The following is a 21,922-nucleotide window of genomic DNA, read 5'->3' as shown; positions in this document are numbered from 1 at the left end:
GAAGACCTTCTTCGCGGGGGCCGGGTCCCGGCCGCCCCCACGAAGGCGCTGCGAAGGCGTTCAGACACGCGGGATGAGATCGGCGGCGCGCTCCGCGAGCAGCATGATCGTGATCACAGGGTTGATCGACGTGATCGTCGGGAACGCAGAGGCGTCAGCGACCCACAGACCGGTGGTGCCGCGCACCCGCAGCGATGAGTCGAGCACGCTGTCGGCATCGTCGTCGGCGCCGATCCGGCAGGTGCCGCAGGGATGGTAGACGGTCTGGTGCACCGCACGCTCGGCGGCCGAGAGGTCGGCGTCCGAGACGACATCGGGCCCGGGGAACACCTCGCGCACGATCTCGGCGGCGAACGGGTCGGCTCGGGCCACCTGACGGGCGTTGCGCACGCCCTGGACGAGCACCTGCTCGTCATGGCCGTCTGGGTCGGTAAAGTACCGGAAGTCGATCCGCAGCTCGGCGTCGGGGTCGGCCGAGTCGATCCACACGCGCCCGCGGCTGCGCGGGCGCGCCACGTTCGGGGCGACGCCGGCGATGTGCTCCGGCAGGGCGACGCCGGCGCGGAGGAGCTGCTCGACCCAGGGTTCGCGGGGGATGTGCGTGGCGACCTGCGGCACCGGCGGCAGGTCCGCCAGCGCGGGGTCGTCGGCGTGGTCGTCGCCCCACAGGTAGCCCGCGTCCCATCCGGTCGCGCTGGGCGCCTCGACCGGGCCGCGCGTCTCCCACACGACGATGCCCTCGGCGTGATCCTGCAGCCCCCGGCCCACGCCGTGCAGCGGCACGCGCACGGGCACACCGGCGGCGCGCAGCACGTCCGGGTCGCCGATGCCGGAGAGCATCAGCAGGCGCGGGGTCTCGAAGGCGCCGGCGGCGAGCACCGTGGTGCGGGCGCGGATGCACCACTCGGCCCCGTCCGCGTCGGCGATCACCGCGCCGGTGACCGTCGCGTCGGTCATGGTCAGTCGCAGCGCGCGGTGGCCGGTGAGCAGGGTGAGGTCGCCGCGCAGGCTCGCCCGGGTGAGCAGGTCTCGGTAGGCGTTCGAGCCGCTCGAGCGCTGGTTCGTCTCGGGGATGTACCCGATCTCGAAGAACCCGGCACCGGGCCGGTAGTCGTGGTCGTTCCACTCGATGACCCGCTCGAGGTCGAGGGCGGCGGTTGCGGCGTCGATCACCCGCGCGAGCCTCGGGTTCTGGTCTGTGGGCGGGATGACGGAGATCCGCGTGCGCAGCCGGCTCGCGTACGGCAGCAGGTCGTCCGGCCCCCAGCCGTCCGCGCCGCGGCGCTCCCACTCCAGCAGGTCGCCGCGGAACGGCAGCCACGAGATCATCGTGTTGGCCGTCGAGCAGCCGCCGAGGATGTGCAGACGGGTGTGGTCGATATGGCTGTTGCCACGTGTCTGGGGCACGCTGTGGTGCTGGACGGCGTACTCGCTGTCGACCATCTCGTCCCAGCGGCGGATCGTCTGGGCCCGGGGCTCGGCGGCGTCGTCCGGGCCCCATTCGACGAGCGCGACGCGGGGATGCCCGGGGCGGTCGGCCAGGCGGGCAGCGACGATGCAGCCGGCCGTCCCGCCGCCGATCACGAGGTGGTCGAACACCTCCGTGTCCGCAGCGGTCGTGATGGTGGTCATGCGCGGGTGTCCTCTCTGTCGTCGATGACGGTCAGCGCCATGAGCAGCGCCCCGTCGATCACGGCCCGTGTGCCGGCGGGGGTGATGGTCGCGTCGGCGAAGGCCGCCTGGTGGTTGACCGCCGGCAGCGAATCGATGCCGAGATACGGGTGGATCGCCCGGATGCGGCGGGAGACGTTGCCCATGTCGGTGGAGGCGGTGTTCATGCCGCCGGGACGACGCTCCTCGAGATCGAGGTCGCGGCCGGCCGCCCGCGCCTCGGCGGCGAAGTGGCGCAGCAGCCGCTCGTCGTTGCGGAACTCGCTGTATCTGGGGCTCGTCTCCTCGAATGTGAACCGGCATCCGGTGGCGAGCGCGCCCGCCTCGAAGCAGTGGATGACCCGGGGGAACAGCGCGTCGAGCTCCTCCAACGTGCGGGCGCGGACGTACCAGTGGCCCACGGCCGTCGCGGGGATGGCGTTCGGGGCCGTGCCGGCCTCCGTCACGACGCCATGCACCCGCACGCCGTCGGGCAACTGCTGGCGGAGCATCCCGATGGCGACCTGGGCGATGATCATCGCGTCGCTCGCGTTGACGCCCTCCTCCGGGTAGGCCGCCGCATGCGACTCGTGCCCGGTGAACCGCACGTCGAGATGGGCGACCGCGAGAGGCCTGGCCCAGCCCGCGTCGACGGGGCCGGGGTGGATCATCATGGCCAGCTCGAGCCCGTCGAACACGCCGGCGTCGAGCATCAGGATCTTGCCGCCGCCGCCCTCCTCGGCTGGCGCGCCGATGGCCTCGACGGTGATGCCGAGGTCGTCGGCGACCGTGGCGAGAGCGAGTGCCGCGCCGAGGCCGGCTGCGGCGATGATGTCGTGCCCGCAGGCGTGGCCGAGGCCGGGCAGGGCGTCGTATTCGAGGACGATCCCGACCCGCATCGGGCCGTGGCCCGCCGTGCCGACGAACGCGGTGGGCAGGCCGGCGACCCCGGTGGTGACGGCGAAGCCGCCGCGCTCGAGTTCCCGGACCAGCAGGGCCGCGGAGTCGTGTTCCTCCCATTTCGTCTCGGGGTGGGCGTACAGGGCGTCCCGCACGGCGACAAGCCGTGGGGAGAGGACGCGCACGGCGTCGCGCACCCGGTCGCGCAGGCTCTCGTGGGAGCACGGCGCCGTGTGGTCACTCATCGCCGGGCACCCCGTAGCTCGGTGCGGCCTCCGGGTGCACCGCACGCACGGCGTAGTCGTCACGCTGTGGCAGCCAGAGCTCGAGCAGCCGGCTAAGCTCGGCGATCGGCTCGTCGGCGTCGTCGACCCGCAGGTCGGTCAGCAGCCAGGGGCGGTCGGCGACGACCGCGAGGCCGGCGGAGCGCACGGGGCCGGCCTCACCGCCCCGGGCGAGGCCCGCGGCCAGGCCGGCGAGCAGGCGCTGCTCCAACTGCGGCGCGGTGCTGGCGAGGGCGGCGTCCACCATCGCCTGCGGCACCGTCGGGTCGGCGAGCATGTTGCCCGCGGCCACCGCGCCGGGACCCTGGGCGAAGGCGTGCGTGCCCAGCGTCCCCGTCCCCTCGAACACGGCCGAGCGGCCCTGCGCGTCGAGCACCGTGACCTGACGGTAGGCGATGTGCTCGTCATGCTCGGGCAGCCGGGCTGCGACCTCGTCGGGGGTGAGGCCCGCCTCGAGCAGGCCGAGAGCGAGCGGCCCGAGCCCGGGATTGGTCACGTTCTGCGAGGAGGCGGCGCCGACCCCGGCTCGCAGGTTGACGCAGCGGGCGGCGACGGCCGGGCTGGAGGAGCTGACGGCCATCCCCAGTCGCCCGGTGGCCGGATCGGTCAAGGCGAGTGAGAAGGTCATCAGGACTCCGCCGTGACCTCGTGGTCGTCCGCGGGGTCGCTGATCACCGCGGTCGCATCGATCTCCACAAGCCACTCGGGGCGGGCCAGGGCGGAGACGACGAGGCCGGTCGAGACGGGGAAGACCCCCTTCAGCCAGCGGCCCACGACCCGGTAGACCTCCTCGCGGTAGCGGATGTCAACCAGATAGATCGTGATCTTGACGATGTCCTCGAGCCGGCTGCCAGCCTCTTCGAGCAGCATCGCGATGTTCGACATCGCCTTCTCGGCCTGTCCGCGGGCGTCGCCGACGGCCACGTTTTCGCGGGTCTCCAGGTCCTGGCCGATCTGGCCGCGCAGCCAGACGACCCCGCCGGCGACGACGGCCTGGCAGAGGTCGTTGTCGAGGTGCTGCTCCGGGTAGGTGTCCTTCGTGTTGAAGGGACGGATGCGTGTGTGTGCGGTCATCGTGAAGCCACCCTCTCTGTGCTGGTGTTCGATGCGTCCGCGCCGGGTGTGGCGCGGTGGGCTGCGGGGTCGCTGTAGTGGACGTAGTTGCGCTGGATCATGATCTGGTCGGCGATGTACTTGGCGTCGTGCCACACACCCCAGATGAAGCTGGAGCCCTTGCCAGACAACCAGGGCAGGCCGAGGAAGTACACGCCGGGCTCGGCGGAGACGCCATGGTCGTGGACGGGGCGCCCCTGCTCGTCGAAGATGTCGAGGTGAATCCAGCTGTAGTCGACGTGGAAGCCGGTGGCCCAGATGATCGTCGTGACGCCCGCGGCGGCCAGGTCGAGCTGGTCGACGGGGTCGAGGACCTCGGCGGGCATCGACCCGAACGCGCGTGCCTCGGGCTCCTCCGGCAGGTCCATGCCGTTGCGCTCGATGAAGGCGTCCGCCTGGTCGAGCAGACGCAGGTATCCCGCGTCACCGCGTTCGATCGTCTCCAGCAGACCGGGCTCGAAGCGCACCGCGCCGTCCTCATACCCGCCGACCCGGCCGACGAGGTGGATGCCGCTGTCGGCGAGCTCGCGGAAGTCGATGGTGTGCCCGCCGTACGCGCCGCTGACCGCGAGCGCGGGATGCTGCACGTCGCGGCCCTTCGGTGCTGTCGGGTCCTCCCAGATGCCGAGCACGCCGAGCCACCAGCAGTAGTCGAGGCCGCGGTAGGTTCGGGGCATCCGCTCGTGATCGCTGACGGCGAGCCAGACGTCGCGCCCGGAACGGTGCAGTTCGTCGGCGATCTGCACGCCCGAGGAACCGGAGCCGACGACGAGCACGCCGCCGGCGGGGAGCTCGTCGGGGTTGCGGTAATCGCTCGAGTGCATCTGGTGCACGGGGGCGTTCGTCGGCACGATCGGGGGCACTGAGGGCACCTGGAAAGGGCCGGTCGCCGCGACGACGTATCTGGCGTCGACGGGGCCCTGCGTGGTCTCGACGTGGAAGCCCGGGCGGCCCTCGTCGCGCTCGACGGAGGTCACCTCGACGCCGCACACGATCGGCTCGTCGAACTTGCGGGCGTAGGCCTCGAAGTACTCGGCGACTCGCTCATGGGGGACGAACGAGTCGGGGTCGGCGTCGAGGTGTTCCATGCCGGGGAAGCGATCATGCCAGGCCGGTCCGTTCATGACCAGGGAGTCCCACCGCCCGGTGCGCCACCGCTCGGCGATGCGGCCCCGCTCGAGCACGAGGTGGGGCACGCCAGCCCTGGTGAGGTGTTCGCTCATCGCGACACCGGCTTGGCCGCCTCCGACGACGAGCACTTCCGTCTCCTGCTGAATCGACATTCCAACTCCGTTCCCGAGGTAAGCGCCGTTCCGGGGCAGGCCTCGGAACGGTGACGATGCGACGCGTCCGGCGTCGGCTGGGGCCAAATGTATGGGCGGGCTCGTCGCACAAGCAATTGACGACAGCTGCTGCAGCGCATCAGTTATCCAGATGTTGTCGACGATCGGCATCGGGGAAACACATCTGTAACGTGATCGGCACCATGCGGTCACACAACCCCGGAAAACCGCGCGTTCTGAACCCGTGGGCATCAGCATCACGCAAGCTGTGCATCATGGATGCAGATGCGCTTCAGGCGCGACCACGGCGAAACATGATGGCAACACCGCCCGCATACGATCCCTGGCAGGCAGGAGGCTCCATGGTCGTCACACCCGGCATCTCGATCGCGCAGCTGATCTACTTCGTGCACGCCGCGGAACAGGGCAGTATGACCGCGGCCGCCGACGAGCTGTTCGTCGCGCAGTCCGCCGTCTCGACGGCCATCGGCCAGCTCGAGGCCCGACTCGGCACGCAGCTGTTCATCCGACGACGGGCGAAGGGGCTCGAGCTGACCGCGGACGGTCAGGAGCTGCTAGTGCGCGCCCGGCACATCCTCACCTCGATCCGCGACGCCGTGGACTCGGTGAGCCCGGATGCCCTGAGCGGGGTGCTGAAGACCGCCTGTTTCAAGACCCTAGCCCCGTTCCACCTGCCGCCCATCTGGGCGCGGCTGGCCGGCCGGCACCCGCAGCTGCACGCGCAGGTGACCGAGCTCGACTGCCCGGAGACGCTGACGGCGCTCAAGGAACGGCGGATCGACGTCGCGCTCACCTACGACATCACGAGCGACCCGGCCGTGCATTATGAGGCGCTGCAGCAACGGCCGGCGTACATCGGCGTCTCGCCCGACCACCCGCTGGCGTCGCGGCCGATGATCTCGCTGCACGAGCTCGCCGACGAGCCGTTCATCCTGCTCAACCTGCCCGCCAGCCGGGAGTACTTCCTCAACGCGTTCGCCTCCAACGGGGTGACCCCGCGCATCGCCTTCGAGTTCGAGAGCTTCGAGACCGTGCGTGGAATGGTCGCCGGCGGGCACGGCTACACCATCCTCAACCAGGTGCCCTCCAACGAGCTGACCTACACAGGGCTGCCGATCGCCGCTGTGCCGATCATGGAGCCCGTGCGCGCCCTGCACGTGGTGCTCGCCTACCGCGCCGACGAGCCGATGACCGCGAAGGCCCGGGCATTTGCCGCCATCGCCCGCGAGGTCGTCACCGAGGGCGCGCACGAGACATCAGGGCGGCGCTGAGGGGGCGTTCGCCCAGTCCTGCTGACCAGCCGCGCCACCAGACCTCACACGGCAGGTGGCATGCCACGGTCTCGCACAGCTGAGCGTTGAGGGTTACACGTGGGCACGGCCGACGAGGCGACCGTTGACACCGCTCTCGCAGCGGATGCGCCTCGAACCACGACCGCATGCAGTGCGAGCCACACCGCCGCCGCGATGAGCATGCCGACGGCGAACCCGTTGATCGCGCCGTCGAGCCCGGCCAACAGCACGCCGATGATCAGCACGGCGAACTGCAGCAGGGTCTGGGCGATCCGCCCGACGAGCAGCAGACGAGTGGAGAACTGGCCACAAGCGACGAGGTAGAGGAAGTAGACGACGGTGTTCGCGAAGACGAAGGCCGCCGCGGAGCGTGTTGCGCGACGTCCCCCAGCATGCTCATCGGGAAGAGGCGCAGCAGATCGACGACCTGCAGGGCGAGACAGACGAGCCCGGACAGGAAGGCGCCGCCCAAAGGCAATTCGCATACAAGCCCGCAGGGCATCTCCTAATGAACACTTAAGAACATGACTGGCTGTAATTCTATAACAGTGACGACACCACGCGAGTACCATGACATCATGTCTAAGCCCCAAGACCTCGCCGTCATCATCACCGTGCATGCCGAAGGTCGCCTCATGACCCCGACCTTCCGCGCGCTCGCCCGGGCCCTGGCCACGGCCAGTGCTGACGGTGTGCACGCCGAGGTCGTGATCGTCGAGGACTGCGCCGATCAGGCGACTGAGGAGACGGTGTCAGCGCTGCTGGAACGTGGTGTGCTGCACAAGGCGGACCGTGTGCGGGTGCTCCCCGTCCGACACGGCGATCTCGGCCTCGCCCGAAACGCGGGCATCGCAGCCACCGACGCCGCATTCATCGGCGTGCTCGATGCGGACAACCTCCCCTCACGCAACTGGCTGACATCAGCATGGCAGCTGCTCCGTTCCCGCCACGGGCCGGCGATCATCCATCCCGAGACGATCATCACCTTCGACGGCCGCCGCGAGTGCTGGCCTCTGATGGCTTCCGGCTCGGAGGACTTCCATCCGGGCGCTCTGAACTGGGTGAACCCATGGGATGCCTTCTGCCTCGCGTCACGCGAAGTCTTCGAGCGCTTCCCCTACCCGGAATGCCGGCCGCAACAGGGGTTCGGCCCTGAGGACTGGGCTTGGAACTGCACGACGGTCGCCGCTGACGTTCCCCATCTCGTCGCCGAGGGCACGACCTTGTTTTACTGGGCTCGGGGCGGGTCGCTGGCGAGCGCACATGGCGACAGCTTGCTCCCCCGGAACGCACTGATGACCTCGACCGATGTCGCTACCAGCGAGATCGAGCGGCTTGATGCACTGCTCGCCCCGGCCGATCCGGCTCAGAACGTGCCGCTCACCCCCGCACGCCAGGCGCTGCAGCGAGCCCGCGAACGGTCGCGCCTCGTCGACCTGAGCTGGCGAAGCGCACGCTATCTCGCTCGTCCGGTCCGTGACCGGCTGCGTCGACGTGGAACGTCCCAGCCGGCCGGCCCTGATCCGCTTCCCGACGCCGTCGCCGCGGTGCCGCGCGACCAATGGGCCGAAGCGCATGAACTGCAGCCGCTCGTTCCCTATCCGTCGATGGAGAATCTGCGGTCGTACCACGTCTGGGGCACCGACTGGGACGCGTTCATGCTCCCCGACCGCAGAGCCTACTGGCGAGCCATCGCAACACTGCCCCAGCGGATCGATCTGCTGTACATCGTGCCTTGGATCGGCACCGGCGGCGCCGATCGGCTGGCCGTGCATTACATCACCGCGGCCCGCCGACTGCGCCCAGACGCCTCCATCGCGGTCATCACCACGGAGCCGACGCCGTCCACACGGCTCGATGCGCTCCCGGACGACGTGGTCGTCCATGAGCTCGGCCGGGATCTTCTGCTCCCCCAGTTTGCCACAAAGGTCATCGGGATGCTGCTCGCACAGCTGCGCCCCGGCACCCTGCACGTGATCAACTCGACTGTGGGATATGACGCCGTCGACCGTTTCGGGCGGCAGATCGCCGCTCACACGAGGATCTTCCTGTCGACCTACGTCATCGACCGCTTGGCGAACGGAGCGACGTGGTCGTTCCTGTACAACCGGTCACGGGACTTCTACACGCACGTCACCCGCGTGCTGACCGACAATCTCTCGTTCGTGCACCGCATGGTTGAGGAGACAGGCGCCCCTCGTGATGCATTCAACGTGCATCATCAGGCGGTGGCCGGCGCCCCGCACCAGCCACTACCCGACCGTTTCGATGCCAGTCGTCCCCTGCGGATGCTCTGGTGCGGCCGGCTCGATCATCAGAAGCGCCTGGACCGGCTCGCCGCACTGCTCGAGACGCTGCGAGCACGCTCGCTTCCAGTGACCCTCGACGTCTATGGGGAGCCGGTGATCGGCGACGCCGACGACCTGGAGCAGACCTGCGCCCGACTGACCCGGCTGGGAGCCGTGCTGCACCCGGCCTACCGAGGAGACCTTCGAGCTGTGTCGCCAGATCGATTCGATCTGCTGCTCATGACCTCCGACTGGGAAGGTGTGCCCAACACAATGCTCGAGGGCATGGCGAACGGGCTGGTCATCGTCGCCACCGCGGTCGGCGGGGTGATCGAGGTGCTCGACGAATCGACCGGCTATCCCGTGCCCATCGTGCAGGTCGAGAACGTGGTCAACGAGCGGGCGACCGTGGACGCGCTGGCCGAGGCCCTCGCACAGGTCATCGCTGATCCCGCCGATGCGCGCCGCCGCATCCGCACGGCCGCCGAGTTCGTCGCCGACCAGTTCTCTCCGCAGGCGTTCGAGGCCGCTCTGAAGGAGCTGCCCGGGTATCTTCCGGCGCACCTACCCGCACATATCGAGGCCGACGAGCACCCACTCACCTTCTTCACGGACAGGGCAACGCGTGCGCTGCTGCGTTCAGGCCGCCCGATCACCCTGCTGTACACCGGGTCGAACGGACACTCGAACTTCGGCGACATCCTCCAGAACAAGAACGTCCTCGGTTACTGGGACTCCCGAGATGACGCCCAGCCGGTGCTGCTGCTCCCCGCGTTCAGCGGCCGCGCAGGGCGTGCCGCCCGGCTGCGCGCCTGGTACACGCCGAACATCGTCTTTTTCGCGGAACGGTCTGCTGCGCCGGCGGCTCTGCGCGCGCTGGCGGACGACAGCACCGTGCAGCTCGACGAGTCTGATCTGGCGCGGGCCGACACGCCACTGCTGCATGTCGTCGGCGGCGGGTATCTCAATCGCATGTGGGGCGATTCGCATCTCTCCATCATCGAGGAGGCCTCCCGAGCCTGGCGCACTACCCGAGTGGTGATGTCCGGACTGCAGATCGACAGACACGGGGCTGCCGGCCTCCGCCGCTTGATCGATGACGGGCTGCCCGCGACCATGATCGGGTTCCGCGACCGCGCTTCTCTGGACGTGGCCCGCGAGCACGGGCTGGGGTCACTGGCCCGGTATACCTTCGACGACCTCACCGAGATGCTCCAGGACTGGTCTGGTGCCCGCGTTCCCCGGGCGCTTCCCGCCGCGCACGGCGTGCGCTACGCGGTGCACATGAACTCCTCGGGTTACGCCGGCGGCCCGGCAGCACTGTCGCGCTGGGGGGACGTGCTCGACCACATCGCCGCGCAGCAGCCCGACGAGGTGATCCTGCTGCACGCGTACGAGGACGCACGCGTTGAGGTCCAGGACACCTTGGACACGGCCGCCGCGCTCGGGGAGCGCTTTCCGTTCATCACCTTCCGAGTGATCAGCATCGCCAAGGCCGCACTCCGATCGACCCCCGGCGACGGCCTGCCCGAGGAGCTCACCGCCCTGCGTGGGCTCACCGCCGGTTTCAGCGCCAGCTACCACACCGCGCTGATGCTCACCTTCCTCGGTGTACCGGCCTATCTGGTCAACGCCTCCGATTATTTCGCGCAGAAGGCCAAGCTGTTCCAGCTGCCATCGATTGACGAATTCCTCAACCGCCCGGAGACCGCGCTCCCCGACCTCACCGCCGAGATCGACGCCCGCACCACGTGGATCGAGGACCTCAGTGGCCTTCGTCTCGACCGCTGACTGGCATAGATGGGACTTGGCAGAGCACTTCGCACTCGTCTGGTTCTCCTTGCAACAGATGCGCAGTCGCCTTGGACAGTGGCGGTAAGAACGTCCTCGCGGGCATGACCATGGGCTTGCAGAGATGAATCAGTCAGTGCCCTTCCGCGCCGTGCTCTTTCTCCCCCGCCTGCACCCGCTCAAGCCTCTCGACCTCCAGCCGCAACAGCGCCGCCTCCTCGGCGAGGCGACGAACACGTTCCTCGCTGCGCGACGCCTCCCACGAGAGGTGCACTGAGATCCCGGCGAGCAGCGCGAGGGTGATCGCGAAGAGCAGGTTGGCCGGCACCTGCACACCGACGACCTCGGATGCCCACCAGAGGATGCCGGGGAACAGCAGCAGCACGATCGTGGCGAGGGAGAGCACGATCCAGAGGATCGCGTACTTCTCCCTGAGCTGTCGATGGCGCACAAGCTGCACGATGCCGACAAAGGCGACGATGAAGAAGATCAGGGCAAGATATCTCATCGTGGCCTCGCCGTCTTGATGGGGACCCCGGTCACCGGGGAGCCGTCACGCGTGCGGATGAGTGCGAAGCTGAGGGCGATCGCCGAGCGCCCCAGCGACCAGGCCGCCGCGAAGGGAGAATGGCTCGGCTTACCACCCTTACGTTCACGCATCGCCACAGGCACCTGCGCCACCCGGCAGCCGGAACGAGCCGCAGCGACGAGCGAGTCGACGGTGTCACCCAAGTACTCTGCCGGGTACTGTCGCACGTACTGCTCAATGGCCCGGCGGTTCGCAGCACGGAACCCCGATGTGGCATCGGTGAGCCGCACACCAGTGACTCGACTGAGCACGCGAGCGAGCACCCACATGGCCCAGCGACGAGGCCCCCGGACCTCGTAGTCGCCGGCGTCAGCGAATCGCGCGCCGATCACGATGTCGACGTCGCCGGCGTCGAGCCGGTCGAGCAGCAGCGGAATCTGCGCCGGATCGTGCTGCCCATCGGCGTCGACCTGCACCGCCCGCTGGTACCCCATCCGCTGCGCGTATGTGAACCCCGCACGCATCGCCGCGCCGACACCCATGTTGAACGGCATGCGCAGCACCTGCACGCCGGCCTGCTCCGCGATCGCCGCGGTGTCATCACTCGACCCATCGTCGACAACGAGCACGTCGCAGACCGGGCCGTGCTCGCGCAGCTCAGCCAAGAACGCTCCGATCACCGCCGACTCGTTCCAGGCGGGCATGATCACCAGCGGGTTTGATCCCAATGCCGTCCTCTCGACCTCTCGGCAGCAACCGACGCTGCAGATTTTGCAAGGCTACGTACTCCCCCATGTCAGGTGCGGCCACGACAGCCATGCCCGCGATTGCTCGCACGCATGATTCTAGATGTCGGCTAGACTGAGCTGCTGCAGCAGCCGGGCTTTCATGCCCGCTTCACAAGACCGAAGGATGTGCGTTTTGTCCGCAGATCTCACCGCGGGCATGACCCGACCCGGACGGGGCCATGGCCTGCTCGATGTGTTCCACCGCCGCTATCTGCTGCGGCTGCTCGTGCGCAAAGACGTGCAGATCCGCTACCGCGGCTCCGTGCTCGGCTGGTTCTGGTCGTTCATCAAGCCCACCGCGCAGTTCATCGTCTACTACGTGGCAATGGGCCAGTTCCTGGGCCTCAACCGCGGCATGGAGAACTTTGCGATCTACCTGTTCTCGGGCCTCGTGCTGATCAACTTCTTCAACGAGTTCTTCGGCAACGGCACCCGGTCGCTCGTGGACAACGCGGCGCTGATCAAGAAGATCTACCTGCCGCGGGAGCTCTTCCCGGTCTCCTCCGGCTTCATCGCCCTGGTGAACTTCCTGCCGCAGGTCGTCGTGCTGCTCATCGTGTGTCTGTTCTTCGGGTGGCACCCGAACGCCAGCCAGCTGCTGGCGATCCTGCTGGCGATCATGATCGTCTTCGTGCTCGCCCTCGGGCTCGCCCTGCTGTTCGGCTCGATCGACGTGAGCTTGCGCGACGCCGAGAGCGTCGTCGAGATGATCCTGATGTTCACCACGTGGCTGTCGCCGGTGCTGTACAACCTGCCGCTCGTGCAGACGACGACCTCGCCGACCGTCTTCTTCACCTACCAGCTGAACCCCATCACCGCGGCGGTGAACCTCTTCCACTTCGGGTTCTGGGCTCCGACGCAGTCCGATGCCTCGCCGGAGCACATCGCCTCCTTCGTCGGCCCACATGTCATGCAGTACGCCGTCTACGGGCTCGCGATCTCGTTCGTGTTCCTGCTGATCGGCCAGCTCGTCTTCCGCCGTCTCGAGAAGAACTTCGCCCAGGACCTGTGATGTCGACGACCTCTCTCACTCAGCACCCCGCCTCCCGCCCCGCGATCGTCCTCGATCACGTGACCAAGGAGTTCCACCTGCGCCACACGCACTCCATGAAGGAGACGGCGATGGCGCGGATCAAGCACAAGCCGATCAGCGCTGATTTCCTTGCGCTCGACGACGTGTCGTTCACGATCGACGAGGGCGAGTCGGTGGCACTGCTCGGTCTCAACGGCTCGGGCAAGTCCACCTCGCTCAAGCTCGTCAGCGGTGTGCTGCTGCCCACGAAGGGGCAGGTGCTCACCCGTGGGCGCGTGGCCGGCCTCATCGAGGTCGGCGCCGGCTTCCATCCCGATCTCAGCGGCCGCGAGAACGTCTTCCTCAACGCCGCGATCCTCGGCATGAGCCGGGAGGAGACCGAGGCCCGGTTCGACGACATCGTCGCGTTCTCGGAGATCGGCCAGTTCATCGACACCGAGGTGAAGCACTACTCCTCGGGCATGTTCGTGCGCCTCGCCTTCGCCGTGGCGATCCACACGCAGATGGACACCCTGCTCGTCGACGAGGTGCTCTCCGTCGGCGACGAGCCGTTCCAGAAGAAGTGTTTCGCGAAGATCCAAGAGCTCCAGCAGCAGGGCAAGACACTCATGGTGGTGAGCCACGATCTCGAGACAGTGCAGCGCATCTGCCAGCGCGGCATCGTCATGTCGCATGGGCAGGTGGTGTTCGACGGCCCGATCGAGGGAGCGGTCGAGGTGCTCAGACAGGTCACCTTCGCCGATGTACCAGAAGACCACCCTCAGCACGATGCGATCGTCTGGCTCAGCCGCAAGGGGATAACCACCGGATGGGCGATGCCGGGTGGGACTCGAGAATTCCGCCCAGACAACCAGCTCTCGCGTGAAGCGATCGCCGCATTCCTTCAGCGTCTGGCGCAGAAGGGCTACGGGCGCATCCCGATTCAGGCTGACGAATCTGCGATCTCTTTCTCAGACGTCCCCGCTGAGGCTCCGTTCGAGTCCGCGATCCGATGGGCGGCTGCCCGCCTGCCGAGCGCCTTGAACGTGTCCAGCCGGTTCCGACCTCAGGCTCCGTTGACCAGGCAGGAATTCCGCGCCATTCTCCACGCCTTCGGCGGGCAGCGGGGCGACGCCGTCGCCCGTGCGCTCTTCCATGACGATGAACCGCATGTCACCCGCGCCGAGATGGCTGAGGCCTTCTACCGTTACGCAGGCTCGCCGCCCATCCGCTCTATCTGACCGCCGAACAACAGCCAGGCACAGGACCAGAGGCAGCCCTTTACACTGATGGTCATGCCCCCCGTCATACGTGTCCACCGGCCACTCGCCTTGATCGCCTCGCCCTTGGTCAGCGTGGCGCTGCTCGCGGGCTGCTCCGGTACGCCGGTACCGGAGAGTGATTCCGCTGCAGCGTCCAGCTCTTCGTCTCAGATGCACTCGAGTTCGTCTGAGGAGCATCCGGCGAGCAGCTCTGCGCAGCCCTCGACCGCCTGCGCGTGCGCTACGTGGTGATATCCGCCGGCCAGTTCGACGGGGGCGACCCGTCTGGGAACAGATTCGCAGGCGTGCACGCAGCGGCTGATGCAGGACGCTTCACCCCCCGTTCTCTCTGACGGCACGTCGACGCTCTACCGCATCGACCAGTGCGGCGGCGGGTTCGACTGACCATACTGCGGCTTCTAGACTGACGGTATGCCCATCCGACGCCCTCGTCACTCCCTGAGCTCCACCGCGACGCTGCTCGGCATTGCTGTCGCGCTGGCCGGCTGTGCCTCCGGGGATCCCGCTGCTCCGGACGATTCGGCCACGACGGCCGCACCATCCGCCTCACCTTCGGCCACGACCTCCACACCGGAGAGCGAGAGCGCTCCGCCCCCCGCCGATGCCGCTGCAAACGACCCCGGCGATGGCGTCGCCCGCGACACTCCGGATCCCACGCCCTCCGTGCCGGCCGACGACGGCCGACTGCAGGCGACGGTGATCATCACCCGATGGGGCGGCACCGACCCGTTCGAGGCCGGGGGGTTCGTGCAAGGCGTCGTCGAGGAGGGCGGCACCTGCACGCTCACGCTCACTCGCGGTGACATCCAGCTCCAGGCGACCGGCGCCGGGCAGGCTGGCCCCAGCGGCACCGACTGCGGCGACGGCCTCGCCATCAGCGACAGCCGGCTCACCGGTGACGGGTGGCGGCTCGTGCTCTCGTACTCCTCACAGGGGTATTCCGGCAGTTCCACTCCGCAGGAGGTCTCGATCTCATGACCGGCAGCATCCCCCGGCTGCTCGCACATCTGACCCGGCCGCTGGCGATCGTCGCCACGACACTGCTGGGCGCCATCGGCCTCGCCGCGATCCCCGCGGGTGATGTCTCGAAGGCTGAGGCCGCCAGCGGCTGGGACTTCGACGCCGGGTACATCATCAGCGACTCGAACTTCTACGACTCGAACAGCATGGACGCGAACAGCGTGCAGGCGTTCCTGAACGCCCACGTGCCGACCTGTCATCCGGAGTGGGACAACAACCCGAACGACATCACCTGTCTCAAGGACTACTGGACGCAGACGACGCAGAAGAGCGCGGACGCCTACTGCAGGGGCTACAACAGCGCCTGGCAGTCGGCGGCGCAGATCATCGACGGTGTGGCCCGCAGCTGCGGCATCAGCCAGAAGGTGCTGCTGGTGACTCTGCAGAAGGAGAACGCGCTCGTCGACCACGCCTTCCCCAGCTCCTGGCGGTACACGACGGCGATGGGCTACGGATGCCCCGACGGCGCCGCCTGCGACGCCCAGTACTTCGGCCTGTTCAACCAGATCTACAACGCGGCCCGCCAGTTCAGGGTCTACGCCGCACACCCGAGCTGGTACCGGTACCGTGCCGGGCAGAACAACTACATCCAGTGGAACCCGGATGCCGCCTGTGGCGGGTCCACCGTCTACATCCGCAACCAGGCCACCGCATCGCTGTACAACTACACACCGTACCAGCCGAACAATGCGGCGAAGGCCGCAGGGTACGGTCTTGGCGACGGATGCTCCAGCTACGGCAACCGCAATTTCTTCCTGTATTACAGCGACTGGTTCGGGAATCCGATAACGCCTCCTTCTCCTCTCGTGCAGGAGTCCGGGACAAATCGCGTGTTCTTCCTCAGCGCGGGCACGAAATATTACATCTCGACGATGGACGTCCTGTACGGATATCAGCGCTTCGGCCAGCTCACCCGTGTATCCTCGGAATATCTCACCAGTTTCGTTGACGGAACTACACTGCAGACCACTTTGATAAGGAATTCTGCCACCGGCGAGATCGCTTTCTTCTCACCCAGCGGCTGGCGCCACAATTTCACCACTTGTACCCAGATGGCAGACTTCGGCCTGCCATGCCAGGCGCCGAACGTCTCAGAGGCGATTTTCAAGTCCTTCCAACAGGGGGACGCGGTGGCCTCGGGCCTGGTTCGGACCTTCCATAATCCAGCCGTTTACAGCATCCAAAGCAAGGCACTGCATCACGTCGTGTCGAACGGAGCCTGGCAGCGTCTCAACCCCGATGCAGCAGCTGCACTCATGCTGCCCACACTGCCAGATCTCCCCTTAGGCGATCCAATCTTGGCCGATGGCGACATGGTGCGGACGTCCAACAGCCGTGATGTGTACTACTTCGCCAATGGACGACTTCGATACCTGAGCTCTCTCGAGACCGGGGTCGCCCTTGGTGCATCATCTCAGACGGTGCTGACCACGATATCTTTCGGAGATCTACCCATTGACCGCCAACCGGCCTCGCTCGCGGTGAGCTGCGATTCCACACCCTATCTGCTCACCGGTCATGAGCTCCACGCGATCGATGAGGGACAACTCGACGCGACACCTGTAACGCTGAGCACGTCCCAGTGCTCTCGGCTCAAAGTCGGTGCCGCCCTCGGCGGCCAGAGCATCCTCATCGGCACGGCTGGCAGCCCTGACCTGTATCTTCTCGATGCCGACGGCACCGCCCATCGGATCCTCACTTGGGACGCTGCCATCTCCGCAGCAGGAACAGCCACTCCCGTGACTGCGTGGGTGGACAAGAGCACTCCCGTCACGAAGATCTTCCGTATGGGGAGCCCGATCTACCCGGCGGTCTACCTTGCAAAGAATAATTCGGCCCCTGAGGTGTTCCTCGTCGATGATCAAGGATCCGCAGCGCACATCCCCTCGTTCAGCACGACGTCCTTGCTCGGGCTGGACGCCAGCTCGATTCTGCCTTTAGAAAACCGACAGCCGGTTCAAGACCTTGTCGGCTACAGCCCCCTGCTCAAATGCGACACAGAGGTCTACACACCCACAGCCTCAGGCCTGCTCAGGCTGCCGGCCGCCGGAGCCTCGCGCCTCCACGCCTTCTCCCTGTCGGCATCCGCCTGCGCGATGTTCTCCAGCAAGGTCCTGCCGTCCAGCACCCCTGCCATCCTCAAAGGGTCAGGGCCAGAGGTCTACCTGTACGCGAACGGGACCCTCACCTGGCTGAAGACGATGGCCGCAGTCAACGCCGCTGCGGGGAGTACGACGCCGCAGATTCTCAAGACTTCCGATGAGGTGCTGACTGCATTGCAGAGCTGAGCCGGACCAGAAACACCTAGTCTGCAGCCGTCGGCCGCACACTGACGCCTGTGGCATCGCCGCCGCGCTGCACGGAGAGTTCCCCTCCGTGGAATGCTTCACGGCCGCGACAGGTATTCCTTGAGCTTCTGGTCGGCGTTCTCGGGCTCGAAACCGGTGTTCTGGATTTTGGTGAGGTCGAGGGTGCTGTGGTGGGGGCGTGGGGCGATGCCGGTCTTGCCATGGTAGTAGTCGGTGGTGGTGGTGGGGGTGACGTCGTCGGGGTTGGCGCCGAGGGCGGCGTAGACGGTTTTGGCGATGTCGGCCCAGGAGTGTTCGGGGCCGGTGTTGGTGAGGTTGTAGGTGCCGTATGGGGCGTGGGTGTCGATGAGGTGGCGGATGCCGCGGGCGAGGGTGTCGGTGAAGGTGAGTCGGCCGATCTGGTCGGCGACGACGGTCGGGCGGATGCCGCGGCGGGCGAGGGAGGCCATGGTGGTCACGAAGTTGTGGCCGTCGCCGATGACCCAGCTGGTCCGGATGGTGTAGTGGGCGGGCAGGGTCGCGGTGATCTGGTCGCCGGCGGCTTTCGTCTGCCCGTACACGCCCAGGGGTGTGGGGGGTTCGGTCTCGTCGTGGATGGGGCGGGTGCCGTCGAAGACGTAGTCGCTGGAGATGTTCACGAGGGTGGCGCCGTGGTCACGGGCGAGGGTGGCGAGCTGGCGGATCGCGGTGACGTTGGTCTGCCAGGCGTTCCGGCGGCCGGTGGGGGCCTCGGCGCCGTCGACGTCGGTGTGGGCGGCGGCGTTGATGATCACGCCGACGTTCGACCAGTCGTAGTCGGTGGCGATGGTGGGGCTGGTCAGGTCGACGACGTCCCGGCCGAGAACCACAGCCTGGTCGCCGTAGACGGCGTGGAGGGCCCGGCCGAGCTGGCCGTTGCCGCCGAGGATCACAGTCTGCTTGGGTGTGACGGGGCGGGCGCCGGCTAGGAACGGGTGGTGGCGGTCCTTGTCGGACAGTTCCGCCTGTTCCAGTGGGATCGGCCACGGGATCGCGAGGGTCGGGTCGGCGAGGTTAACGAACGAGTACTGGTCGAGTTTGTCGGCGGACCAGTGGTCGTTGACCAGGTACGTGTAGGCGGTGTGGTCGGTGAGTGTCTGGAAGGCGTTGCCGACCCCGCGGGGCACGAAGATCGCCTGGTCGGGGCGGATCGTCTGGGTGTGCACGGCACCGAACGAGGGGCCTTCCCGCAGGTCCACCCAGGCACCGAAGATCGCCCCGGTCGCCACAGAGATGTACTTGTCCCACGGCTCGGCGTGGATGCCGCGGGTGACCCCGCGCTTCTCGTTGAAGGAGACGTTGTTCTGCACGGGCCCGAAGTCCGGCAGTCCCAAAGGCACCTGCTTCGCCCGCTGCCAGTTCTCCTTGAACCATCCCCGGTTGTCCCCGTGGACGGGCAGGTCGAAGACCACCAGCCCCGGGATCGCGGTCTCATGGGCGGCCAGCGGCCGCTCGTAGACGATGTCATCCATGCTGTCGGTCACTGTCCCGCCTTCGCGTACGTAGCCTCGACCTGGGCCTTGACCGGCTCCCACCAGTCTCGGTGAGCCGTGTACCAGTCGATCGTGGCCTTCAGACCCTCCCGGAAGTTCGTGTATCGGGGCTGCCAGCCGAGCTCCTCCTGCAACTTCGTGGAGTCGATTGCATACCGGCGGTCATGGCCGGGCCGGTCGTTGACATGCTCGAAGTCGTCCGGGTCACGCCCCATCAGCTCCAGGATCATGCGCACCACGGTCAGGTTGTTCTGTTCCCCGTCCGCGCCGATCAGGTACGTCTGCCCGATCCGGCCGTGCTCGAGGATCTCCACGACCGCGGAGGAATGGTCCTCCGTGTGGATCCAGTCCCGCACGTTCAACCCCGCCCCATACAGTTTCGGCCTGATGCCGGAGAGGACGTTCGTGATCTGTCGGGGGATGAACTTCTCCACATATTGGTACGGCCCGTAGTTGTTCGAGCAGTTCGAGATCGTCGCTTGGACGTTGAATGACCGCACCCACGCCCGCACCAGCAGGTCGCTGCCCGCCTTCGTCGACGAGTACGGCGATGACGGGTTGTATGGGGTGTGTTCTGTGAACCGGGCCGGGGCATCCAGCGCCAGATCCCCATACACCTCGTCCGTGGAGATGTGATGGAACCGCACCCCATGCCGACGCACCGCCTCCAACAGGGTGAACGTCCCCACCAGATTTGTGTCCACGAACGGCCGAGGGTCCCGCAGCGAGTTGTCATTGTGCGACTCCGCCGCGAAATGCACCACCGCATCCGCAGCGCCCACCACGCCATCCACCACATCCGCGTCCGCGACATCCCCACGCACGAACGCCACCCGGTCCTCCGGCAGACCAGCCAGATTTGCCAGATTTCCCGCATATGTCAGCTTGTCCAACACCGTCACATGCCACTGGGGCCTGACCCGTACTACATGCCGCACGAAATTCGACCCGATGAACCCCGCTCCACCGGTCACCACAAGCTCAGTCATGCCCACCAGTCTACCGGGCCACCCGCGTGCCCGAGGCTTCGCAGAGCGTCGGGCGTGCGCCGTGTGGGAGAATGGGTTGCATGCGTGGCATCATCCTCGCCGGGGGGACCGGCTCCAGACTGCATCCGATCACGTACGGCATCAGCAAGCAGCTCGTGCCCGTCTACGACAAGCCGATGATCTACTACCCCCTGTCCACCCTGATCCTTGCCGGGATAAGGGATATCCTCATCATCACCACTCCGCACGACCAGGAACAGTTCCGCCACCTGCTCGGCGACGGCTCCCAGTTCGGCATCGACCTCACCTACAAGGTCCAGCCCTCCCCGGACGGGCTCGCCCAGGCCTTCATCCTTGGCGCAGACCACATCGGTTCCGACAGCGTCGCCCTTGTTCTCGGCGACAACATCTTCTACGGTGCCGGGCTCGGCACCCAGCTGAAACGTTTCAACCACATCACCGGCGCCGCCGTGTTCGGCTACCAGGTCTCCGACCCCACCGCCTACGGCGTCGTCGAATTCGACCACACCGGCAAGGCCATCTCCCTTGAGGAGAAGCCCGTCCACCCGAAGAGCGACTATGCCGTCCCCGGCCTGTACTTCTATGACAACCAGGTCATCGACATCGCCAAGACCCTCAAGCCCTCACCCCGCGGGGAACTCGAGATCACCGACGTCAACCGCACTTACCTCGAACGAGGCCAGCTCCACGTCGAAGTCCTCCCCCGCGGCACCGCCTGGCTCGACACCGGCACCTTCGACAGTCTCAACGACGCCACCAACTTCATCCGCACCGTCCAGGCTCGGCAGGGGCTGTTCATCGGCTCCCCCGAAGAAACCGCCTGGCGGCAAGGATTCCTCACAGACGACGACCTCCGCCGCACCGCCGAACCACTCCGCAAAAGCGGATACGGCAAACGGCTACTCGAACTGCTCAGCAAGATTTGAAACCTGTCATGCCTGCAAAGAGCTCATACGTACACTTCTTCATCCCATATTACGGCTCTGTAGATTTTCTCCAGCAGACGGTGATGAGCGTGCTCAGGCAGCCCGGGGACTGGCGACTGACCATCGTCGACGACCAGAGCCCATATGGGGACATTCGCCCTTGGCTCGACCAGCTCGACAACAACAGGGTCACCTATCTGAGAAATGATGTGAATCTCGGCCTGGGGTCTAATTTCCAACGTTGCTTGACCCTGAGCACGGGTAAGTTCACCGTTTTCCTCGGTGATGACGATCGTCTCCTCCCCGGGTATGCTACAAGGCTGTGCGCCGCGGACGCCGCGCACCAGTTCGACGTCTACCAACCTGTTGTTCAGGTCATCGACAAGTCCGGAACTGCGACCACACCCCTGGCAGACCGCGTCAAGGCAGTGCTCCGCCCACATCGCGGAGTCCCCGGCATCCATAGTGGCGATCGGCTTGCGGCGAGTCTCATGAGCGGCAATTGGAGCTATTTCCCGTCGCTTGCATGGCGAACTGATGCCATCCAGCCGCTAGGCTTCGACACGGAAGCCCTCGTCACAATCGATCTCGATCTCTTGGTGAAGGTGCTCGTCCGCGGTGGGGCGATGTTCATTGACGGGGGTGCACCAACATTCCAATACCGCCGTCACGCTCGTTCTGTGTCATCTGCACAGGCAATAAATGGCCCGCGATTCACTGAGGAACAGCACTTCTTCGAGGCTCAAACCGCCATCTTCGAGGCCCTTGGCTGGCGACGGTCCGCACGTGCATCTCGACTGCACATCACCTCACGCCTGCATGCGATGCTGGCCCGCTTGCGCACTCATCTCATTCCCAAATCGACTCGCTGACCGATTTACTTGAGTCGACAACAGGCTTTCGCGTGGAACG

General features: G+C 66.7%; 18 protein-coding genes and 1 pseudogene. 9 read left to right on the top strand and 10 right to left on the bottom strand.

Annotation, left to right across the window (positions count from 1 at the left end; all coding sequences use genetic code 11):
• Positions 1 to 60 precede the first annotated feature (60 nt).
• Genes F8O02_RS01615 through F8O02_RS01595 form a run of 5 tightly spaced genes read right to left on the bottom strand, consistent with a single transcriptional unit; the run spans position 61 to position 5,230 of the window.
• On the bottom strand, positions 61 to 1,632 hold the full coding sequence (locus F8O02_RS01615; protein ID WP_158035452.1) for a GMC family oxidoreductase: 1,572 nt from the start codon (positions 1,630 to 1,632) through the stop codon (positions 61 to 63).
• A complete protein-coding gene (locus F8O02_RS01610; RefSeq protein ID WP_158035450.1) occupies positions 1,629 to 2,795 on the bottom strand; it encodes an amidohydrolase in 1,167 nt (388 codons plus the stop codon). Before F8O02_RS01610 ends, F8O02_RS01615 begins: the two co-directional genes overlap by 4 nt.
• Positions 2,788 to 3,462 (bottom strand): DUF1028 domain-containing protein, encoded by a 675-nt coding sequence (locus tag F8O02_RS01605; RefSeq protein WP_158035448.1) that lies wholly within the window; start codon positions 3,460 to 3,462, stop codon positions 2,788 to 2,790. The genes F8O02_RS01610 and F8O02_RS01605 overlap by 8 nt, the downstream gene beginning before the upstream one ends.
• Entirely contained in the window at positions 3,462 to 3,908 is a 447-nt protein-coding gene (locus F8O02_RS01600; RefSeq protein ID WP_158035446.1) for a RidA family protein, read from the bottom strand. The genes F8O02_RS01605 and F8O02_RS01600 overlap by 1 nt, the downstream gene beginning before the upstream one ends.
• Entirely contained in the window at positions 3,905 to 5,230 is a 1,326-nt protein-coding gene (locus tag F8O02_RS01595; RefSeq protein WP_158035444.1) for a flavin-containing monooxygenase, read from the bottom strand. The genes F8O02_RS01600 and F8O02_RS01595 overlap by 4 nt, the downstream gene beginning before the upstream one ends.
• A 362-nt stretch (positions 5,231 to 5,592) precedes the next feature.
• Between F8O02_RS01595 and F8O02_RS01590 the strand changes: the two genes are divergently transcribed.
• Positions 5,593 to 6,522: a LysR family transcriptional regulator gene (locus F8O02_RS01590; RefSeq protein ID WP_179416231.1), complete on the top strand. Its 930-nt coding sequence runs from the start codon at positions 5,593 to 5,595 to the stop codon at positions 6,520 to 6,522.
• Between the two features lie 44 nt (positions 6,523 to 6,566).
• Here F8O02_RS01590 and F8O02_RS01585 read toward each other — a convergent pair whose 3' ends face one another.
• On the bottom strand, positions 6,567 to 7,028 hold the full coding sequence (locus F8O02_RS01585) for a hypothetical protein (RefSeq protein WP_158035441.1): 462 nt from the start codon (positions 7,026 to 7,028) through the stop codon (positions 6,567 to 6,569).
• Between the two features lie 93 nt (positions 7,029 to 7,121).
• Between F8O02_RS01585 and F8O02_RS01580 the strand changes: the two genes are divergently transcribed.
• Positions 7,122 to 10,622 carry a glycosyltransferase gene (locus F8O02_RS01580; protein ID WP_179416232.1) on the top strand — a complete coding sequence of 1,167 codons (3,501 nt, stop codon included), beginning with the start codon at positions 7,122 to 7,124 and terminating at the stop codon, positions 10,620 to 10,622.
• Between the two features lie 133 nt (positions 10,623 to 10,755).
• Here the strand turns inward: F8O02_RS01580 and F8O02_RS01575 are convergent, their stop codons facing one another.
• The gene (locus F8O02_RS01575) at positions 10,756 to 11,130 is read right to left on the bottom strand and encodes a DUF2304 domain-containing protein (protein WP_158035437.1); all 375 of its coding nucleotides are present in this window, start codon (positions 11,128 to 11,130) and stop codon (positions 10,756 to 10,758) included.
• Complete coding sequence (locus tag F8O02_RS01570; RefSeq protein WP_158035679.1) at positions 11,127 to 11,855, bottom strand: glycosyltransferase family 2 protein; 729 nt, start codon at positions 11,853 to 11,855, stop codon at positions 11,127 to 11,129. The genes F8O02_RS01575 and F8O02_RS01570 overlap by 4 nt, the downstream gene beginning before the upstream one ends.
• Before the next feature lie 208 nt (positions 11,856 to 12,063).
• On the opposite strand from F8O02_RS01570, the gene F8O02_RS01565 reads away from it, so the two are divergent.
• The 5 genes and pseudogenes from F8O02_RS01565 to F8O02_RS01550 all read left to right on the top strand — a co-directional run bounded on the left by F8O02_RS01565 (position 12,064) and on the right by F8O02_RS01550 (position 17,542).
• Positions 12,064 to 12,951 carry an ABC transporter permease gene (locus F8O02_RS01565; RefSeq protein WP_158035435.1) on the top strand — a complete coding sequence of 296 codons (888 nt, stop codon included), beginning with the start codon at positions 12,064 to 12,066 and terminating at the stop codon, positions 12,949 to 12,951.
• A pseudogene (locus tag F8O02_RS09125) lies at positions 12,951 to 13,700 on the top strand (ABC transporter ATP-binding protein); the annotation flags it as partial. The gene F8O02_RS01565 and the pseudogene F8O02_RS09125, both read left to right, overlap by 1 nt.
• Entirely contained in the window at positions 13,689 to 14,192 is a 504-nt protein-coding gene (locus F8O02_RS09120; protein ID WP_225734075.1) for an S-layer homology domain-containing protein, read from the top strand. The pseudogene F8O02_RS09125 and the gene F8O02_RS09120, both read left to right, overlap by 12 nt.
• A gap of 453 nt (positions 14,193 to 14,645) precedes the next feature.
• The gene (locus F8O02_RS01555) at positions 14,646 to 15,212 is read left to right on the top strand and encodes a hypothetical protein (protein WP_158035432.1); all 567 of its coding nucleotides are present in this window, start codon (positions 14,646 to 14,648) and stop codon (positions 15,210 to 15,212) included.
• Positions 15,209 to 17,542 (top strand): hypothetical protein, encoded by a 2,334-nt coding sequence (locus tag F8O02_RS01550; RefSeq protein WP_158035430.1) that lies wholly within the window; start codon positions 15,209 to 15,211, stop codon positions 17,540 to 17,542. The genes F8O02_RS01555 and F8O02_RS01550 overlap by 4 nt, the downstream gene beginning before the upstream one ends.
• A 98-nt stretch (positions 17,543 to 17,640) precedes the next feature.
• On the opposite strand, the gene F8O02_RS01545 is transcribed toward F8O02_RS01550, so the two are convergent.
• Positions 17,641 to 19,053, bottom strand: a complete 1,413-nt coding sequence (locus tag F8O02_RS01545; RefSeq protein WP_158035678.1) for a sugar nucleotide-binding protein — start codon at positions 19,051 to 19,053, stop codon at positions 17,641 to 17,643.
• 8 nt (positions 19,054 to 19,061) lie between these two features.
• Positions 19,062 to 20,063, bottom strand: a complete 1,002-nt coding sequence (rfbB, locus tag F8O02_RS01540; protein ID WP_158035428.1) for a dTDP-glucose 4,6-dehydratase — start codon at positions 20,061 to 20,063, stop codon at positions 19,062 to 19,064.
• 80 nt (positions 20,064 to 20,143) lie between these two features.
• Between rfbB and rfbA the strand changes: the two genes are divergently transcribed.
• Together rfbA and F8O02_RS01530 are read left to right on the top strand one after the other, a co-directional pair.
• The gene (gene rfbA, locus F8O02_RS01535; RefSeq protein ID WP_158035426.1) at positions 20,144 to 21,010 is read left to right on the top strand and encodes a glucose-1-phosphate thymidylyltransferase RfbA; all 867 of its coding nucleotides are present in this window, start codon (positions 20,144 to 20,146) and stop codon (positions 21,008 to 21,010) included.
• Positions 21,011 to 21,018: 8 nt separating this feature from the next.
• Positions 21,019 to 21,882 carry a glycosyltransferase family 2 protein gene (locus F8O02_RS01530; protein WP_158035424.1) on the top strand — a complete coding sequence of 288 codons (864 nt, stop codon included), beginning with the start codon at positions 21,019 to 21,021 and terminating at the stop codon, positions 21,880 to 21,882.
• Positions 21,883 to 21,922 lie beyond the last annotated feature (40 nt).

The organism is Pseudoclavibacter caeni, from assembly GCF_008831125.1.
GTDB classification, from domain to species: Bacteria; Actinomycetota; Actinomycetes; order Actinomycetales; family Microbacteriaceae; genus Pseudoclavibacter_A; species Pseudoclavibacter_A caeni.
Note: the sequence above shows the minus strand (reverse complement) of the source record. Positions and strands in the feature narration are given on the sequence as shown.

Excerpts from the sequence above, each read along its gene's own strand:
- F8O02_RS01615 (WP_158035452.1), bottom strand. The coding sequence starts at position 1,632 with ATGACCACCATCACGACCGCTGCGGACACGGAGGTGTTCGACCACCTC.
- F8O02_RS01610 (WP_158035450.1), bottom strand. The coding sequence starts at position 2,795 with ATGAGTGACCACACGGCGCCGTGCTCCCACGAGAGCCTGCGCGACCGG.
- F8O02_RS01605 (WP_158035448.1), bottom strand. The coding sequence starts at position 3,462 with ATGACCTTCTCACTCGCCTTGACCGATCCGGCCACCGGGCGACTGGGG.
- F8O02_RS01600 (WP_158035446.1), bottom strand. The coding sequence starts at position 3,908 with ATGACCGCACACACACGCATCCGTCCCTTCAACACGAAGGACACCTAC.
- F8O02_RS01595 (WP_158035444.1), bottom strand. The coding sequence starts at position 5,230 with ATGTCGATTCAGCAGGAGACGGAAGTGCTCGTCGTCGGAGGCGGCCAA.
- F8O02_RS01590 (WP_179416231.1), top strand. The coding sequence starts at position 5,593 with ATGGTCGTCACACCCGGCATCTCGATCGCGCAGCTGATCTACTTCGTG.
- F8O02_RS01585 (WP_158035441.1), bottom strand. The coding sequence starts at position 7,028 with ATGCGAATTGCCTTTGGGCGGCGCCTTCCTGTCCGGGCTCGTCTGTCT.
- F8O02_RS01580 (WP_179416232.1), top strand. The coding sequence starts at position 7,122 with ATGTCTAAGCCCCAAGACCTCGCCGTCATCATCACCGTGCATGCCGAA.
- F8O02_RS01575 (WP_158035437.1), bottom strand. The coding sequence starts at position 11,130 with ATGAGATATCTTGCCCTGATCTTCTTCATCGTCGCCTTTGTCGGCATC.
- F8O02_RS01570 (WP_158035679.1), bottom strand. The coding sequence starts at position 11,855 with ATGCCCGCCTGGAACGAGTCGGCGGTGATCGGAGCGTTCTTGGCTGAG.
- F8O02_RS01565 (WP_158035435.1), top strand. The coding sequence starts at position 12,064 with ATGTGCGTTTTGTCCGCAGATCTCACCGCGGGCATGACCCGACCCGGA.
- F8O02_RS01555 (WP_158035432.1), top strand. The coding sequence starts at position 14,646 with ATGCCCATCCGACGCCCTCGTCACTCCCTGAGCTCCACCGCGACGCTG.
- F8O02_RS01550 (WP_158035430.1), top strand. The coding sequence starts at position 15,209 with ATGACCGGCAGCATCCCCCGGCTGCTCGCACATCTGACCCGGCCGCTG.
- F8O02_RS01545 (WP_158035678.1), bottom strand. The coding sequence starts at position 19,053 with ATGGATGACATCGTCTACGAGCGGCCGCTGGCCGCCCATGAGACCGCG.
- rfbB (WP_158035428.1), bottom strand. The coding sequence starts at position 20,063 with ATGACTGAGCTTGTGGTGACCGGTGGAGCGGGGTTCATCGGGTCGAAT.
- rfbA (WP_158035426.1), top strand. The coding sequence starts at position 20,144 with ATGCGTGGCATCATCCTCGCCGGGGGGACCGGCTCCAGACTGCATCCG.
- F8O02_RS01530 (WP_158035424.1), top strand. The coding sequence starts at position 21,019 with ATGCCTGCAAAGAGCTCATACGTACACTTCTTCATCCCATATTACGGC.